The organism is Pandoraea pnomenusa (genome assembly GCF_040391475.1).
Lineage (GTDB): Bacteria > Pseudomonadota > Gammaproteobacteria > Burkholderiales > Burkholderiaceae > Pandoraea > Pandoraea pnomenusa_C.
In genome coordinates, this window is the sequence record NZ_JBEBXS010000009.1 from 129728 (window position 1) to 146335 (window position 16608).

Genomic DNA, 16608 nt, shown 5'->3' on the forward strand with positions numbered 1-16608 from the left:
ATGACTACGCCAACGCCCCCATCCGGCCCGCCTGAGGCAACCCGCGACGCGAGTCATCGCGCGTGGGTGGTCGGCGCCGATATCGATACCGACGCGCTGGCGCCCGGTGCCTACATGAAGTTCGGCATCGACGAGATTGCGCGTCACTGCCTGCATCGCGTGCGCCCGGAATTCGCTGCCAGTGTCCGCCCCGGCGACGTGCTCGTGGCGGGACCGAACTTCGGCATCGGCTCGTCGCGCGAGCAGGCGGCCGCCGCTCTCGTGCATCTGGGCGTGCGTGCCGTGATCGCGCCGTCGTTCAACGGCCTGTATTTCCGCAACGCCTTCAATGTGGGGCTGTTGCTGCTGACCTGCGCCGACGCGTCGCGCATCCGGGAGGGCGAAGCCCTGCGGATCGCGCCGCGCGACGGCTACGTCGAGTGCGCTGACGGCAGTCGGCTCACCTGCGACACCGTGCCGGGGTTCCTCCTCGACATGGTCGACGCAGGCGGGCTGCTCAATCTGCTCAAGCAGCGCAGCGCGACCTCACAACCGACATCACACGGAGTTTCTTCATGCTAGATCCCGTCACCCTGGCGGTCCTCAAGGGCCGGCTGGAGCAGATCGCCGACGAAATGGACGCGACGCTCTACCGCAGCGCCTTCAACCCGATCATCGCCGAGGCCCACGACGCCTGCCACGGCATCTACGACGCCGCAACCGGCGCCACGCTCGTGCAGGGCAAGTCGGGCCTGCCGGTCTTCGTCGGTGCGATGGCTTTCGCCGTGCAGGCTGCCGCACGTGCCGCGGCCGAGCGCGGCGGCATGGTCGACGGCGACGTGTGGCTTTTCAACGACCCGTATGAAGGCGGCACGCACGCCAACGATTTCAAGCTCGTGCGCCCGGTGTTCCGCAACGGCAAGCTGTACTGCTTCCTCGCGTCGGCCGCGCATTGGCACGACGTGGGCGGCGCCGTGCCCGGCAACTACAACCCGGCCGCCACGGAGTGCTGGCAGGAGGCTGTGCAGATTCCGCCGGTGCGCATCGTGCGACGCGGCGAACTGGACGCCGATGTCCTCGCCATCCTCAAGGCCAACTCGCGTCTGCCCGACAGCCTGTGGGGCGATCTGAACGGCCAGCTGGCGGCGCTCGAACTGGGCGCACGGCGCCTGGGCGATCTGCTCGACGAATACGGCGACGGCACCGTGCAGGATGCGCTGGGTCAGTTGCGCGAACGCGCCGTGAAGCTCATGCGCGCGCACGTCGCAGCGCTGCCGGACGGCGAGTACGTCTACCGGGACATGCTGGATAACGACGGCGTGCGCGACGAACCGCTGACCATCGCGCTGCGCATGCGCGTGGCGGGCGAGTCGCTCACGCTGGACTTCACCGGCACGTCGCCGGCCTGCATGGGGCCGGTGAACATCTCGCGCGCCACGGCGATTGCCGCGTGCTACGTCGCGCTCAAGCATCTGTTCCCGGACGTGCCTGCCAATGCGGGCGTGCTCGACGCCGTGCAGTTCGAACTGCCGGAAGGCCTGTTGATTTCGGCGCAACGCCCGCGTCCGGTGGGCGGCTACACCGAGACCATCCTGCGCATGATCGACGTGATCTTCTGCGCGATGGCGCAGGCGGCGCCCGAGCGGGCGATGGGCCAGGCCTACGGCACCATCAACGCGCTGTCGATTGCGGGCTATCGCACGGATCCGGCGCGTCTTGGCCAGCGCTGGGTGATGTTCAGCTTCTTCGGCGGCGGTCACGGCGGCCATGTCGACGGCGATGGTCTCTCGCACGGCAACGCACCGATCTCGACGGCCACCATCCCGCCGGTGGAAATTCTCGAAGCCGCGTATCCCGTGCGCTTCACGCAGTGGGCGCTGCGTCCCGACTCGGCCGGCGACGGCCAGCATCGTGGCGGCCTTGGCGCCATCTACGAAATCGAATTGCTCGAAGACAGCGCCGAGGCGTTCGTCTTCGGCGAGCGTGGCCGCTCGGCCCCGCAGGGCATTGCGGGGGGAGAAGCGTCGGTGCCCAACGTGTTCCGATACCAGAACGACGGGCAGTGGCACACGCCGCCAATGGCGTCGAAGATGCTCGGCATCAAGCTGGCGCGCGGTGAACGAGTACGGCTCGAGACGCCGGGCGGCGGTGGCTACGGTGCCCCTGCCGGGCGCGACGCCGCTGCACGTGCGCACGACCGCGCGATGGGATATGTGACGACGGACGCCACGATCGCGTCCAAGAAGGAGCAACAGGCATGAGCGAAGCATCAACGATTGTCGGCGTGGACGTCGGCGGCACCTTCACCGATTTGTTCGTCCTCGACGAAGCGGCGGGCGTGGCGCGCATCGTCAAGGTGCCGTCGACGCGCGGCGAGGAAGCGCGCGGCTTCATGAACGGCATCGAGCGTGTCGACACGCAAGGGCGCGGGGCCGCCGCCATCGCGACCATCGTCCACGGCACGACCGTGGGCACGAACGCCTTGCTCGAGCGCAAGGTGGCCCGCACCGGCATCATCACGACCACGGGCTTTCGCGACGTGCTGGAGATGCGCCGTCGCGACCGGCCTGCGACATGGGGCCTGCGTGGCAACTTCACGCCGATCGTGCCGCGTAACCTGCGTCTCGAAGTCGATGAGCGCGTGCTAGCCGATGGCACCGTGCATACCGACGTGGACATCGCGCAGGTCGAAGCGGCGGTGCGCGAACTGCTCGAAGCGGGCTGCGACGCCGTGTGCGTGTTCTTCGTCAACGCGTATGCGAATCCGGTCAACGAACAACGTGCCGTGGCGGCCGTGCGCGCGCTGTGGCCCAACGGCAATGTGACGGCGGCCACCGAGGTGCTGCCCGAGATTCGCGAGTTCGAACGCTGCTCGACGGCGACGCTCAACGCCTCGCTACAGCCGGTCGTGGGCAGCTATCTCACGCGACTCGAAAGCGACCTGAAAGCGCGCGGCTTCGGTGGCGAACTGCTCGTCGTGCAGAGCAACGGCGGCATCATGTCGCGCCAGACGGCCTGCGACGTGCCCGTGCGCACCGCGCTCTCCGGCCCGGCGGCTGGCGTGATCGCGTGTGCCGCAATTGCGCGCGCCGCCGGTTTCGCCAATGTGGTCACCGGCGACATGGGCGGCACGTCGTTCGACGTGTCGCTGGTGGCCGGCGGCGAGGCGTCGCTGTCGGCGCAGACGTCCATCGAGTTCGGCATGGTCGTGCGTTCGCCGATGATCCAGATCGAGACGATCGGCGCGGGTGGCGGCTCGATTGCGTCGGTGGATGCCGGTGGCCTGCTGCAGGTCGGCCCCGAGTCGGCGGGCAGTATCCCCGGCCCGGCGTGCTACGGACACGGCAACACGCGCCCCACGGTCACCGACGCCAACGTGCTGCTCGGACGCATTGCCGCCGACCGGCCGCTGGGCGGCGGCCTGCTGGCGAAGCTCGATGCGAGCCTCGCAGCGGCGGCCATCGACGAACACGTTGCCAAGCCGCTCGGACTCGACGTGCATGCGGCGGCCGAAGCCATTCTGACGGTGGCCAACGCCAAGATGGCCGGCGCCATTCGCGTGGTGTCGATCGAACGCGGTCACGATCCGCGCCAGTTCGCCTACATGCCGTTTGGCGGCGGTGGCGCGCTGCACGTCTGCGCGATGATGCGCGAAGTCGGCACGACCACCGGCATCGTGCCGCGCTACCCGGGGGTGACGTCGGCGCTGGGTTGCGTGATCGCGGATATGCGTCACGACAGCGTGCAGACGCTCAATCAGCCGCTGGCCGCACTCGATACGGACGATCTCGTCGCCCGGGTCGAAGCCCTTGCCACGGCGTGTCAGGAACGTCTGGATTCGGCGGGCGTGCGCTTCGAAGGCGTGCGCGAGATCATCGAGCTCGACATGTTGTATGTCGGCCAGAGCCATACGGTGCGTGTGCCCGTGGCGCGCGAGCGTCTCACGCGCGAAGGCATCGCGCAAGCGTTCGAAACGGCGTATCGCGAGGCCTTCGGCCGGGCGCTCGACGGTATCGCGGTGCGCATCATGAACCTGCGCTACGCGCGCATCGGCGTGCGTCCGAAATTCGATCTGGCCGTGCTGGCGCCGCAAGCCGGTGCGATGCCCGACGCCTTGGGCACGCAGCGGGTCTATCACGCGGGCCAGTGGTGGGACGCCGTGCGTTACGCGCGCCTCGACCTGCCGGTCGACGCGACCGTGGCCGGGCCTGCGATCCTCGAACAGTCGGACACGACGATCTGGCTGGAGCCGGGCTTCTCGGGGCGTGTCGACGCGCTGGGCAACCTGCTGATTACGCGCGACGCGTGACGCGCCACGCCAACGAACGGAGAACGCCATGACACAAGCAACCCCTGTGACGCCCAAGCTCGACGCCCGGCGCACGGCCCTCGTCATCGTCGATCTGCAGGACGATTTCATCACGCCCGGCGGCGCCTATGACCGCGGTGGCGCGGCGACAGCGCAGGCGCAGGCATTGCCGGAGCGCCTGGCGCCGGTGGCGGCATCGCTCAAGGCCGCCGGAGGCTTCGTGGCGGCCAGCCAGTTCACGCTTTGGCCCGATGCGTCGGGTGAGCCGATGATTTCGCCGCATCTGAAGCAACTGCGCCCGTTCCTGCGACGCGGTGATTTCGCCGTGGGATCGCCCGGGCACGCCACGGTGGCCACACTGGCCGGGTACGTGGATGTCGCCGTATGGAAGGTCGCCTATTCGGCGTTCTTCAACACGCAGCTCGACTGGGTGCTCAAGAACGTGGGCATCGACACGGTGGTCGTGTGCGGCATCGTGACGAACGGCGGTGTAGCGAGCACGGCCCGCGACGCGCACATGCGCGACTACCGCGTGCTCGTGCTCTCCGACGGTTGCGCGGCCCCCACGCCTGCGATGCACGATGCTGCGCTCGCCGATCTGCGCACGGTTGGCGACGTCATGACTTGCGAGGCCTTCGCGGGTCTCATCGCGGCATGAGCGCCACGACGTCGTCGAGCGTTCCGACGATTCGGCACGGTCTGCCGCCCGTCGACGATCTGCCGCAGGTCAGCGTCGTGATCGTCGGCGCCGGGGCCTGTGGCCTGACAGCCGCGCTGATCCTGCAGGACGCTGATGTCGACTGCGTGGTACTGGAGCGAGACGCACTGCCGAGTGGCTCGACGGCGTTGTCGTCAGGCTTTATTCCCGCGTGCGGCAGCGAAGCGCAGCGCGCGGCGGGCATCGACGACAGTCCCGACCGTTTTGCGGCCGACATCGCGGCGAAGACCGACGGCACGGCGGCCGCCCATCTGGTGCGTGCCTATACCGAAGCGTCGGGGCCGGCGATGGATGCGCTCGCGCGCCACGGCATGACGTTCGACATTCTTGACGGCTTCCTGTACCCGGGGCACACGGTGCGTCGTATGCACAGCCTGCCCGAGCGTACCGGTGCGGCGTTGATGGCCGCGCTGGAGCGTGCCGTGCAGGCAACCGACGCCCCGATTCTGACGCGCACGCTGGTGCGCGAGCTCTGGGTCGACGACGCCGGCCGGGTGCAGGCGGTCGGCGGGGAGCGCCCGGACGGCAAGATGGAATACCTCGGCTGCGACCTGCTGCTGCTTGCGTGCAACGGCTTCGGGGGCAACGCCGCGCTGCGCACGGAACTGCTGCCGGAGATGGCCGACGCCGTGTACGGCGGGCACGAGGGCAACGATGGCAGCGCATTGTTGTGGGGGCGTGCGCTGGGGGCGGCACAGGCGGATCTGGGGGGCTATCAGGGCCACGGATCGTGGGCAAGCCCGCACGGGGTGCTGATCTCGTGGGCCGTCATCATGGATGGCGGTGTGCAGATCAATCGTGAGGGCAGGCGCTTTCACGACGAGACGCACGGCTATTCCGAAGCGGCGGTGCACGTGCTGGCCCAGCCCGATGGCATCGCCTGGAATGTGTTCGATGCGCGGACGCTGGCATTGGCTCGCACGTTTCCCGATTTTCAGGAAGCCGAAGCGGCGGGTGCGCTCAAGACCTGCGCCGATATCGACGCACTTGCTGCGGTCATCGGGTGCGATGTCGGTGTGTTGCGCGAGACCCTCGGCGGCCTAGCCCCGGGCGTGACAGCCGCAGACGGCCGCAAGTTCTCACGCCCGCTCGCCGCGCCGTATTACGCCGTGAAAGTCACGGGTGCGCTGTTTCACACGCAAGGCGGGCTCGACATCGACGCGCAATGCCGTGTGCTGCGCGCCGATGGCTCGCCATTGCCGAACCTGCTTGCCGCCGGTGGCGCGGCGCGCGGGGTGTCGGGCAATGCGGTGTGGGGGTATTTGTCGGGCAACGGGTTGCTGTCGGCGGTGGCCGGCGGCTATATCGCCGCGCACACGGCCATCGATACGCTCACCGGCGCGCCTTGAGCCGCCTCGCGCCATGCGCGACATTCGCAAGATTTACCGATCAACAGGACAACAGGAGATTGCGCCATGACGACATCGTCGTCTCTCAAGACGCGTCTGAACGACAGCGTACTGCTGGCCCCGGGCGTCTACGATGCCCTCTCGGCCCTTATCGCCGAACAAGCCGGGTTCGACGCGCTGTATCTGTCGGGGGCCTCGATTGCCTACACGCGGCTCGGCCGCTCCGACATCGGCCTCACAACGTATCCGGAAGTGGAAGACACCGTGGCGCGTATCGCCGAGCGCGTTTCGGTGCCGGTGATCGTGGACGCCGACACCGGCTTTGGCAATGCGCTGAACGTCAAGCGCACGGTACGAGGTTTCGAGCGTGCGGGTGCCGCCATGATCCAGTTGGAGGATCAGACATTTCCGAAACGTTGCGGGCATCTCGACGGCAAGGGCGTGATTCCGGTGTCGGAGATGGCGGGGAAGATCCGGGCGGCGGTCGACGCGCGCCATGATCCGAATACGCTGATCCTCGCGCGCACCGACGCCATTGCGGTGGAAGGGCTGGACGCCGCGCTCGATCGTGCGGAGCAGTATCTGGCTGCCGGTGCTGACGCACTATTCATCGAAGCACTTCGCACGACGGAGCAGATGACGGCAGCGTGCGAGCGCTTTGCGGGGCGGGTGCCGCTGCTCGCGAACATGGTCGAGGGGGGCAAGACGCCGGTGCAGAGCGCGCAGGCCCTGGCAGACATCGGCTTTCGCATCGTCATCTTCCCGGGCGGCACGGCACGGGCGGTGGCGCATACGTTGCAGGGCTATTACGCAAATCTGCACGCGCAGGGCACCACGGCGGCGTGGCGCGATCGCATGCTCGACTTCGACGGCCTGAATGCCGTCATCGGCACGCCCGAATTGCTGGCGGAGGGCCAGCGTTACGAATGAGCCTGTCGTGTGTGGGCTAACTAACTAACGCCCCGCCGGCGATCGGAGGATCGCCTGCGGGGTGCACGCCATCAGACGATGCCGTCGGCGCGCAGTTGCGCTATCTTCTGCGCGTCGAAACCGAGGCGCTCGGTGAGGATGTCGTCGCTGTGCTGGCCCAGCGTGGGCGGTGCGGTACGCGCCTCGGGCGGCGTCTCGCTCATCTTCATCGGGCTGGCGACCAGACGTGCCGTGCCCCCCGACGGATGCGGCAACGCGACTTCCATGCCGCGCGCCTTCACCTGCGGATGCGCGAAGACTTCCGGCAGCGTATTGATCGGCCCGCACGGCACCCCCGCCGCTTCGAGCTTGTCGATCCACGCGTCTTTCCCGAACTTGCGCACCATCTCCGCGAGCAACGGCACGAGCTGCTCGCGATGCCGCACGCGTGAAGGATTGGTCGAGAAGCGTTCGTCGTCGGCGAGCGCCGGTTCGCCGCCCGCTTCGACGAACTTGCGGAACTGGCCGTCGTTGCCCACGGCGACGATGATCCAGCCGTCGTCACCGGTCTGGAACGTCTGGTACGGCACGATGTTCGGATGCGCGTTGCCCCAACGCACCGGTGCCTTGTCGCTGGCGAGATAGTTCGTGTTGAGGTTCGCGAGCATGGCGACCTGCGTATCGAGCAGTGCCATGTCGATGTACTGGCCCACGCCCGTGCGGTCGCGATGGGTGAGGGCGGCCATGATGGCGAGACTCGCGTACATGCCCGTCATCAGATCCGCGATGGCGACGCCGGCCTTCTGCGGGCCGCCGCCGGGCAGCGCATCCCGCTCGCCCGTGACACTCATGAAGCCGCCGATCCCCTGGACGATGAAGTCATACCCGGCGCGCGACGCATGCGGGCCGTTCTGGCCGAAGCCGGTCACGGAGCAGTAGACGAGGTCAGGCTTGATCGCCTTGAGCGACGCGTAGTCCAGACCGTACTTCGCCAGTTGCCCGACCTTGTAGTTCTCCACGACGACATCGCTTTGCGCGGCGAGCGCCTTGACGATGGCCTGTCCTTCCGGACGCGAGATGTCGAGCGTGAGCGAGCGCTTGTTGCGGTTCGCCGCGAGGTAGTAGGCGGCTTCGGCAGTGTCGCGACCCTCGGCATCGCGCTGGTACGGCGGGCCCCAGCTGCGAGTGTCGTCGCCCACGCCGGGGCGCTCGACCTTGATGACGTCCGCGCCCAGGTCCGCCAGATTCTGCGTGGCCCACGGCCCGGCCAGCACACGCGAAAGGTCCAGTACCCGGATATGACTCAGCGCACCCATCGTTCGTTATCTCCTTCGTCTCTTTGTCGTTCGCGTGCGGAACGTTGTTTTGCAATGCGGAACTCGTGGGAGAGAGTGTACGGTGTCGTGGCGGCTGTCGACCAGCGCCGTTTCGCACTGCGGTTGGCGGCACGACGCGGTGGGCGGGCCGATTTCCCGTATAATCAAAAGTTTGCAAAATATCCCGCCAGACGCCTTGTCTGGCCCGGTCCCCACGCTCTCACGCACGCTATGAAAGTCGCTGACATTCGGGAAAAATTCCTCAACTTCTTCGAGTCGAAGGGGCACACCATCGTGCGCTCGTCGAGCCTCGTGCCGTCCAATGACCCCACGCTGCTGTTCACGAACTCCGGCATGGTGCAGTTCAAGGACGTCTTCCTCGGTCTCGAGACGCGTCCGTACAAGCGCGCCACCACGGCGCAGCGCAGCGTGCGCGCCGGCGGCAAGCACAACGATCTGGAGAACGTCGGCTACACGGCCCGTCACCACACATTCTTCGAAATGCTGGGCAACTTCTCGTTCGGCGATTACTTCAAGCGCGAAGCGATCCAGTACGCGTGGGAGCTGCTGACCGAAGTCTACAAACTGCCCAAGGAAAAGCTCTGGGTCACCGTCTACAAGGAAGACGACGAGGCCTACGACATCTGGGCGAAGGAAGTGGGCGTGCCGACCGAGCGCATCATTCGCATCGGCGACAACAAGGGCGCGCGCTACGCCTCGGACAACTTCTGGCAGATGGCCGATACCGGCCCGTGCGGCCCGTGCTCGGAAATCTTCTTCGACCACGGCGCTGACGTGTGGGGTGGCCCGCCGGGATCGCCGGAAGAAGACGGCGACCGCTACATCGAGATCTGGAACCTCGTGTTCATGCAGTTCAACCGCGACGAGCAGGGCAACATGACGCCGCTGCCCAAGCCGTGCGTGGATACCGGCATGGGTCTGGAGCGTATCGCGGCCGTGCTGCAGCACGTGCACAGCAACTACGAAATCGACCTGTTCCAGCACCTCATCAAGGCCGCTGGCCGTGAGACCGGCGTGACCGATCTCTCCGCGAACTCGCTCAAGGTGATCGCCGATCACATCCGTGCGTGCTCGTTCCTGATCGTCGACGGCGTGATCCCGGGCAACGAAGGCCGCGGCTACGTGCTGCGCCGTATCATCCGCCGCGCGATCCGTCATGGTTACAAGCTCGGCTGCAAGAAGCCGTTCTTCTACAAGCTCGTGCCGGATCTGGTCGCCGAAATGGGCGTTGCCTATCCGGAACTGGCGCAGGCGCAGCAGCGCGTGACCGACGTGCTCAAGCAGGAAGAGGAGCGTTTCGGCGAGACCATCGAGAACGGCATGGAAATTCTCGAAGGCGCGCTGGCCGACCTCGCCAAGCGCGGCGTGACCACGCTCGACGGCGAACTCGCGTTCAAGCTGCACGATACGTATGGCTTCCCGCTCGATCTGACCGCGGACGTGTGCCGCGAGCGCAGCATCACGGTCGACGAAGCCGGTTTCGACGCCGCGATGGCGCGTCAGCGCGAGCAAGCGCGTGCCGCCGGCAAGTTCAAGATGGCCACGGCCCTCGAATACAACGGCGACAAGACGCGCTTCCAGGGCTACGACAAGCTCGTGCTCGAAGGTGCGAAGGTCACTGCGCTGTATGTCGACGGCACGAGCGTCGGCAAGCTGTCGGCCGGTCAGCAGGGCATCGTGGTGCTCGACACCACGCCGTTCTACGCAGAGTCGGGCGGTCAGGTGGGCGATCAGGGTCTGCTCACCACGAGCGGTGCCCGTTTCGGCGTGTCGGACACGCAGAAGATCCAGGCCGACGTGTTCGGTCATTACGGCACGCTGGATTCCGGCGAGCTGAAAGTGGGCGAGGCCGTGACGGCGCAAGTCGACGCCGTGCGTCGTGCACGCACCGTGCGCAACCACTCGGCGACCCACCTGATGCACAAGGCGCTGCGCGAAGTGCTCGGCTCGCACGTGCAACAGAAGGGCTCGCTGGTCGACGCCGACAAGACCCGTTTCGACTTTGCGCACAACGCGGCGATGACCGCCGACGAAATCCGTCGCGTGGAAGATATCGTGAACGCCGAAGTGCTGGCCAACGCACCGACGCAAGCCGCGCTGATGTCGTTCGACGACGCCGTCAAGGGCGGGGCGATGGCGCTGTTCGGTGAAAAGTACGGCGACGAAGTGCGCGTGCTCGACATCGGTTCGTCGCGCGAACTGTGCGGCGGCACCCACGTCTCCCGCACGGGCGACATCGGCCTGTTCAAGATCGTGATGGAAGGCGGCGTGGCCGCCGGTATCCGTCGCGTGGAAGCGATTACCGGCGACAACTCGGTGCGCTTCGTGCAGAAACTCGACGATCAGGTCAACGAGGCCGCTGCGGCGCTCAAGACCCAGCCGGCCGAACTGACGCCGCGCATCGTGCAGGTGCAGGACCAGGTGAAGTCGCTGGAGAAGGAACTGGCGGCGCTCAAGTCGAAACTGGCGTCGAGCCAGGGCGACGAACTGGTCGAGAAGGCTGTCGACGTGAGCGGCCTGAAGGTACTGGCCGCGCAACTCGAAGGCGCCGACGTCAAGACGCTGCGCGAGACGATGGACAAGCTCAAGGACAAGCTGGGCAGCGCGGCGATCGTGCTGGCAGCTGTCGACGGCGGCAAGGTCAGCCTGATCGCGGGTGTGACGTCGGACTTCACCAGCAAGGTCAAGGCCGGTGAGCTGGTCAACTTCGTTGCGCAGCAAGTCGGTGGCAAGGGCGGTGGCCGCCCCGACATGGCACAGGCCGGCGGTACCGATCCGTCGCAACTGCCGCAGGCTCTCGCCGGCGTGCAGGGCTGGGTGGCCGGCAAGCTGTGAGGTGACTGGCTGACGGTGGCGGCGCGGCACGTCTCGTTACGTCTCGCCCCGTCGCCCGTCGGCAACCTGTCCGGTGCCATCCTGACAATTCGTCTGGATGGCGAAACAAAACGCGCACTTTGGTGCGCGTTTTGCATTGGGGCGCACCGCGTGTCGTCTTGCACGGTACTTGTCCGCATCTTGTCTTCGCATTCCCCTTGTCGCGCAAGGGGCCTGCGCCGTGCGCGTTGGTTTGCATGTAAAGTATTCGCAGATCACGTGCGCTCACGCACGAACTCCCCCCCGACACCGTCTCGCCATGTCCGCCACACTCGCCGATTCCGAACGCACTGTCCTGTCGCGCCAGCCGTCACCCGAACGGGCGGCGTGGCGCATCGCGCTGTCCTGCATGCTCGCCCTGGCGATTGCGATGGGCATCGGCCGCTTCGCCTTCACGCCGATGCTGCCGTTGATGCTGCATGAACACCTGACCGACATTCAGCACGGCAGCTGGCTCGCGTCGCTGAACTACGCCGGGTACTTCATCGGCGCACTGTCGTGCATGTGGTTGCGCTTCACGCCCACGCTCATGATCCGTTCCGCACTCGTCGCCACGGTCGTGCTGACGCTGGTCATGGGGCTGATGGAGTCGTTCGCCGTCTGGGCGGTGGTGCGCACGCTCGCGGGCGTAATGAGCGCATGGGCGATGGTGTTCTCGGCAGGGTGGGGATTTCGCAAGCTGACCGAACTGCGCATGCCGAGTCTGGGCGGCGTGATTTTTGCCGGACCGGGCGCGGGTATCGTCGTGACCGGGCTGCTGGCCAGCCTGAACGATCGCCTCGCGTGGCCCGCGCGCGGCGGATGGTTGCTGTGCGGTGCGCTCGCATTGGTACTGCTCGCCATCATCTGGCGCACGTTCGTGTCCGATGCGCCTGCCGCGACGAAGGCGGCGGACGCGTCGTCTGCGCCGTCGGGGGCGCAAGCCGTCAATCACGGCAGCGGGGAGAGTGTGATTCCCATCACGATCCTCTACGGCTTCGCCGGGTTCGGCTACATCATCACGGCGACCTTCCTGCCGGTGATCGCGCGTCAGGCACTGCCCGGTTCGCCGTGGCCCGACCTCTTTTTCCCGTTGCTGGGCCTGATGGTGATTCCGGGCGCGATCATCGGGGCGCGTGCGCCGCTCGTCTGGGACAATCGTCTGCTGCTCGCCGCCTGCTACGTGATGCAGGGCGCAGGCGTGGGCATCGGCATCGTCATGCCGAACGTGGTGGGTTTTGCGTTGGGCAGCGTGCTCGTGGGGCTACCGTTCACGGCGATCACGGTGTATGCCGTGCGCGAGTGTCGCCGCCTGCGTGGGGACAATGCCAATGGCCTGATCGGGCTGGTGACGGCATCCTACGGCATCGGACAGATCGTGGGGCCGCTGGTGGCCGCGCCACTTGTGGCGGTCACGGGCAGTTTCACCGCAGCGCTGCTGTGCGCGACCGGAGTCCTGGTGCTCGGCGCCATCGGTTTCGTGTGTGACTGGCGGCGCTCGCGCGAACTCGCCCCCTGATCGTCGACCACGGCACTGCCGCCACTCCCTGGGAACACCCCGTATGTCCTTCACCTTGCAGGCGGGACGCAAAGCCGCCACCGACATGAGCGACGCCGAGCGCGAAATGCGCGTCGATCTCGCTGCCTGTTACCGCCTCGTCGCCCTGCACGGCTGGGACGACCTGATCTACACCCACATCTCGGCCATGGTGCCGGGCGAGCCGGGGCACTTCCTCATCAACCCGTTTGGCCTGACGTTCGACGAAGTGACGGCATCGAATCTGGTCAAGATCACGATGGCCGGCGAGATCGTGGGCGAGAGCGAACATCCCGTCAATGTGACGGGATTCGCGTTGCATGGGGCGGTGCACGCCGTGCGACCCGATGCCGTGTGCGTCATGCATCTGCACAACACGGCGGGCATTGCGGTGTCGATTCAACCGCACGGACTGCTGCCGATCTCGCAGCATGCACTGCGCTTTCACGAGCGTATCGGCTATCACGATTACGAGGGGTTGGCGTTTTCGCCGTCCGAGGGCGAGCGGCTCGTTGCCTCGCTCGGCGCGCATCCTGCCATGCTGCTGCGCAACCATGGCACGCTCACGACCGGGCGCACGGTGGCCGAGGCGTTCGTCCTGATGGCGACGCTCGTCAAGGCTTGCGAGATACAACTGCAAGCGCTGGCAGGCGGCACGGCGCCGCATTTGCCCAGCGTGGCCGTGCAGGACAAGACGGCGGTTCAGCTCGAAGACGGCGGCGCCATCGAAGGTGTGCTGGAATGGCCGGCGTTGCTGCGCAAACTCGATAGAATAGACGCCTCGTTTCGCGATTGAGCACCCACGCTTCGCCGCGGATCGACACATGCGGCACATTCCATAACGACAAGAGGAGAGAGACTGCAATGCCAACGTTTCACGTCGAGATGTTCGAGGGGCGCACGGTCGAGCAAAAGCGCGAATTCGTCAAAGCCGTGACGCAGGCGGCGGTGAGCACGATCGGCTGTTCGCCGGAGTCCGTGGACATCATCATTACCGACATCAAGCGCGAGAACTGGGCCACGGGCGGCACGCTCTGGTCGGACCCGCGTCCTGAATAAGTCCGTGCCGCCCGGCGTGCCACAAGCAACGCCGGCGGAATCGAGGTGGGAGGGCATTGCACTCCCGCCGTACCGAAGAGGTTGTCATGTCGCAAGTTCCGTCCATTTCGTCTGATTCGAACGCTCGCGCCGCTTCGGGCGACAGTGCCGTGCAAACGCCGCAGCACTTTGCCTCGGATAACTACGCGGGGATCTGTCCCGAAGCGTTGCACTATCTGATCGAGGCGAACGCCAGCGGTCACGAAGTGGCTTACGGCGACGACACGTGGACGCAGCGCGTGTGCGACGGCATCCGCGCGCTGTTCGACACGGACTGCGAGGTCTTCTTCGTATTCAACGGAACGGCGGCGAACTCGCTGGCGCTGGCGTCGCTGTCGCAGTCGTATCACTCCGTCATTTGCCACGAACTGGCGCATGTCGAGACGGACGAATGCGGTGGCCCCGAATTCTTCTCCAACGGCGCAAAACTGCTGACCGCGAGCGGACGCGAGAACAACGGCAAGCTCACGCCGGACGCCGTCGAGTCGGTCATCAACCGCCGCTCGGACATCCACTTCCCGAAACCCAAGGTGGTCACGCTCACGCAGGCCACGGAAGTGGGCACCGTCTACACCGTGGACGAGATCAAGGCGATTTCCACCGTCGCCAAGCGGCGCAACTTGCGCGTGCATATGGACGGCGCGCGCTTCGCCAATGCCGTGGCGACGCTCGGCTGTCATCCGGGCGACGTGACGTGGCGCGCAGGCGTGGACGTGCTGTGTTTCGGTGGTACGAAGAATGGTCTGCCCGTCGGCGAGGCCGTCGTCTTCTTCAATCGCGCGCTGGCCGAAGACTTCGCCTATCGCGTGAAGCAGGCCGGGCAACTCGCGTCGAAGATGCGCTTCATCTCGGCGCCGTGGCTGGGCATGCTGGAAAACGACACGTGGCTGCGCAACGCACGCCACGCCAATGCGATGGCGCAATTGCTCGCGCAGCGTATCCGCGACGTGCCGGGTGTGTCACTGATGTTCGAGACGCAGGCCAACGCGGTCTTCGCGGAATTGCCGCTGCATGTCATCGAGGCGCTGCGCTCGCGCGGCTGGCGCTTCTACACCTTCATCGGAGCAGGCGGTTGCCGCTTCATGTGCGCGTGGGATACGCGCCCCGAGACCGTCGAGCGCCTGGCCGCCGATATCCGGGAGTTGAGCGCGAAAGCCTGAGCGTCGAGCCAGGCGTGGTGCCTCGAATCATCGAGGCACCATTGTTCATGCCTGACGCGGGGCAGGAACCGTCGGCGTGAGGAAGCGGTGCGCGAGCGTGTGATAGAACGAGGGCGCGATCGTTTTCGCGACCTGTGTGGACAGCAACGCGACTGCCATGAGCGGGATCACCATCTGGTGGCCATCGATCATCTCCATCACGATCACGAACGACGTGATCGGTGACTGCGTGACCGCCGCGAGATAGCCGACCATGCACAGGGCGGCCATCGCCGGGAGCGGTATCACCGAAGTGAGGTGCGCCATCACGTTACCCAGTCCCGCACCGATGGCGAGCGACGGCGCGAAAATGCCGCCGGGAATGCCCGACAGATAAGACACGCATAGCGCCGCAAACTTCAGCAGTGCGTAGAACGGCGAGAGCGCTGCATGCGATTCGAGCAACCCGCGCGCCTCCGCATAACCGCTGCCGAAGGTCGTGCCGCCCGAGACGATGCCAATCACCGCGATGGCCAGGCCGCACAGGAACGCGAAACGCACGGGGTGGGCGCGTCGCATGCCGACCAGCGACGCGGGCATCCAGCGCGGCACGTTGAGCATCAACCAGCCGAATGCGCCGCCCGCGACCCCGGTCAGCAAGCTGGCCACGATCAGCACGGGGATCAGCGCCCAACTGAATTCGCTGAGCGCCTTGATGTGCCCGAAGTACAGGTAGTTGCCCTGAAGGCCGAGCGCCACGACACCGGAAAAGATGATGGCCGTGATGAGCGTGCCGCTGTTGCGGGCAACGAAACTCCGGCTCAGTTCCTCGATGGCGAACACCACCCCGGCCAGCGGCGTATTGAACGCCGCAGCGAGGCCGGCGGCCGCACCGGCCAGCGTCAATTGCCGTTCGATGTGCACGCTGCTGCGGCGATAGCCGCGTCGCATGGCGTACATCAGCGACGCGCCGATTTGCACGGTCGGCCCTTCCCGCCCGATGGTGAAGCCGCACAGGATGCCGAGAAACGAAATCGCGATCTTGCCGAACATGATCCGCAATGACAGGAGCGACTTCGACAGACGTGCATCTTGCAATGTCGCGATCACTTGCGGAATGCCGCTGCCTTCCGAGCCTCGAAAGAATTTCTGCGTCAGCCAGATCGCGAGGGCCGCGCCCAGCGGCGTGACGATCAACGGTAGCCAGAAGCCCTGGGTCAGCATTCGCTGGAACAGTTCGAAACCGAAGTCGACGAGCTTGGCGTAGGCGACCGACACCAGCCCCACGAGCACTGCCCCAAGCCAGAAGACGCCGTAGTTGTGCCAAAGCCGCCGGGAGCGCTTTGCGCCGCGCCGGGCCAGACGTGTGGACAGCGACGG

13 protein-coding genes are annotated in these 16608 nt (G+C 66.3%); 11 read left to right on the forward strand and 2 right to left on the reverse strand.

All coding sequences use genetic code 11. The annotated features are described in order from the left end of the window. From ABWO90_RS12070 to ABWO90_RS12095, 6 genes are all read left to right on the forward strand, one after another. The gene (locus ABWO90_RS12070) at positions 1 to 561 is read left to right on the forward strand and encodes a LeuD/DmdB family oxidoreductase small subunit (protein ID WP_353191473.1); all 561 of its coding nucleotides are present in this window, start codon (positions 1 to 3) and stop codon (positions 559 to 561) included. Next, positions 555 to 2240 carry a hydantoinase B/oxoprolinase family protein gene (locus ABWO90_RS12075; RefSeq protein WP_353191474.1) on the forward strand — a complete coding sequence of 562 codons (1686 nt, stop codon included), beginning with the start codon at positions 555 to 557 and terminating at the stop codon, positions 2238 to 2240. The genes ABWO90_RS12070 and ABWO90_RS12075 overlap by 7 nt, the downstream gene beginning before the upstream one ends. Next, a complete protein-coding gene (locus ABWO90_RS12080; protein ID WP_353191475.1) occupies positions 2237 to 4288 on the forward strand; it encodes a hydantoinase/oxoprolinase family protein in 2052 nt (683 codons plus the stop codon). The genes ABWO90_RS12075 and ABWO90_RS12080 overlap by 4 nt, the downstream gene beginning before the upstream one ends. Before the next feature lie 28 nt (positions 4289 to 4316). After that, positions 4317 to 4946, forward strand: coding sequence for a cysteine hydrolase family protein (locus ABWO90_RS12085; RefSeq protein WP_353191476.1), 630 nt, complete (start codon positions 4317 to 4319; stop codon positions 4944 to 4946). Next, on the forward strand, positions 4943 to 6355 hold the full coding sequence (locus ABWO90_RS12090) for an FAD-dependent oxidoreductase (RefSeq protein ID WP_353191477.1): 1413 nt from the start codon (positions 4943 to 4945) through the stop codon (positions 6353 to 6355). Before ABWO90_RS12085 ends, ABWO90_RS12090 begins: the two co-directional genes overlap by 4 nt. A 66-nt stretch (positions 6356 to 6421) precedes the next feature. Continuing rightward, positions 6422 to 7285 carry an isocitrate lyase/PEP mutase family protein gene (locus tag ABWO90_RS12095; RefSeq protein WP_353191478.1) on the forward strand — a complete coding sequence of 288 codons (864 nt, stop codon included), beginning with the start codon at positions 6422 to 6424 and terminating at the stop codon, positions 7283 to 7285. A 71-nt stretch (positions 7286 to 7356) separates the two neighbouring features. Here ABWO90_RS12095 and ABWO90_RS12100 read toward each other — a convergent pair whose 3' ends face one another. Continuing rightward, positions 7357 to 8580 (reverse strand): CaiB/BaiF CoA transferase family protein, encoded by a 1224-nt coding sequence (locus ABWO90_RS12100; protein ID WP_353191479.1) that lies wholly within the window; start codon positions 8578 to 8580, stop codon positions 7357 to 7359. Between the two features lie 231 nt (positions 8581 to 8811). Between ABWO90_RS12100 and alaS the strand changes: the two genes are divergently transcribed. The 5 genes from alaS (at position 8812) to ABWO90_RS12125 (ending at position 15249) form a co-directional block, all read left to right on the forward strand. Then, positions 8812 to 11436, forward strand: a complete 2625-nt coding sequence (gene alaS / locus ABWO90_RS12105; RefSeq protein WP_353191480.1) for an alanine--tRNA ligase — start codon at positions 8812 to 8814, stop codon at positions 11434 to 11436. Positions 11437 to 11734: 298 nt separating this feature from the next. Next, complete coding sequence (locus ABWO90_RS12110; protein ID WP_353191481.1) at positions 11735 to 12973, forward strand: YbfB/YjiJ family MFS transporter; 1239 nt, start codon at positions 11735 to 11737, stop codon at positions 12971 to 12973. A gap of 43 nt (positions 12974 to 13016) precedes the next feature. Continuing rightward, complete coding sequence (locus ABWO90_RS12115) at positions 13017 to 13787, forward strand: class II aldolase/adducin family protein (protein WP_353191482.1); 771 nt, start codon at positions 13017 to 13019, stop codon at positions 13785 to 13787. 20 nt (positions 13788 to 13807) lie between these two features. Continuing rightward, positions 13808 to 14050, forward strand: a complete 243-nt coding sequence (locus tag ABWO90_RS12120; RefSeq protein ID WP_502922597.1) for a 4-oxalocrotonate tautomerase — start codon at positions 13808 to 13810, stop codon at positions 14048 to 14050. A 149-nt stretch (positions 14051 to 14199) separates the two neighbouring features. Continuing rightward, entirely contained in the window at positions 14200 to 15249 is a 1050-nt protein-coding gene (locus tag ABWO90_RS12125; protein WP_353191538.1) for a threonine aldolase family protein, read from the forward strand. Positions 15250 to 15294: 45 nt separating this feature from the next. On the opposite strand, the gene ABWO90_RS12130 is transcribed toward ABWO90_RS12125, so the two are convergent. After that, positions 15295 to 16602: a chloride channel protein gene (locus ABWO90_RS12130; RefSeq protein WP_353191539.1), complete on the reverse strand. Its 1308-nt coding sequence runs from the start codon at positions 16600 to 16602 to the stop codon at positions 15295 to 15297. Positions 16603 to 16608: the final 6 nt, after the last annotated feature.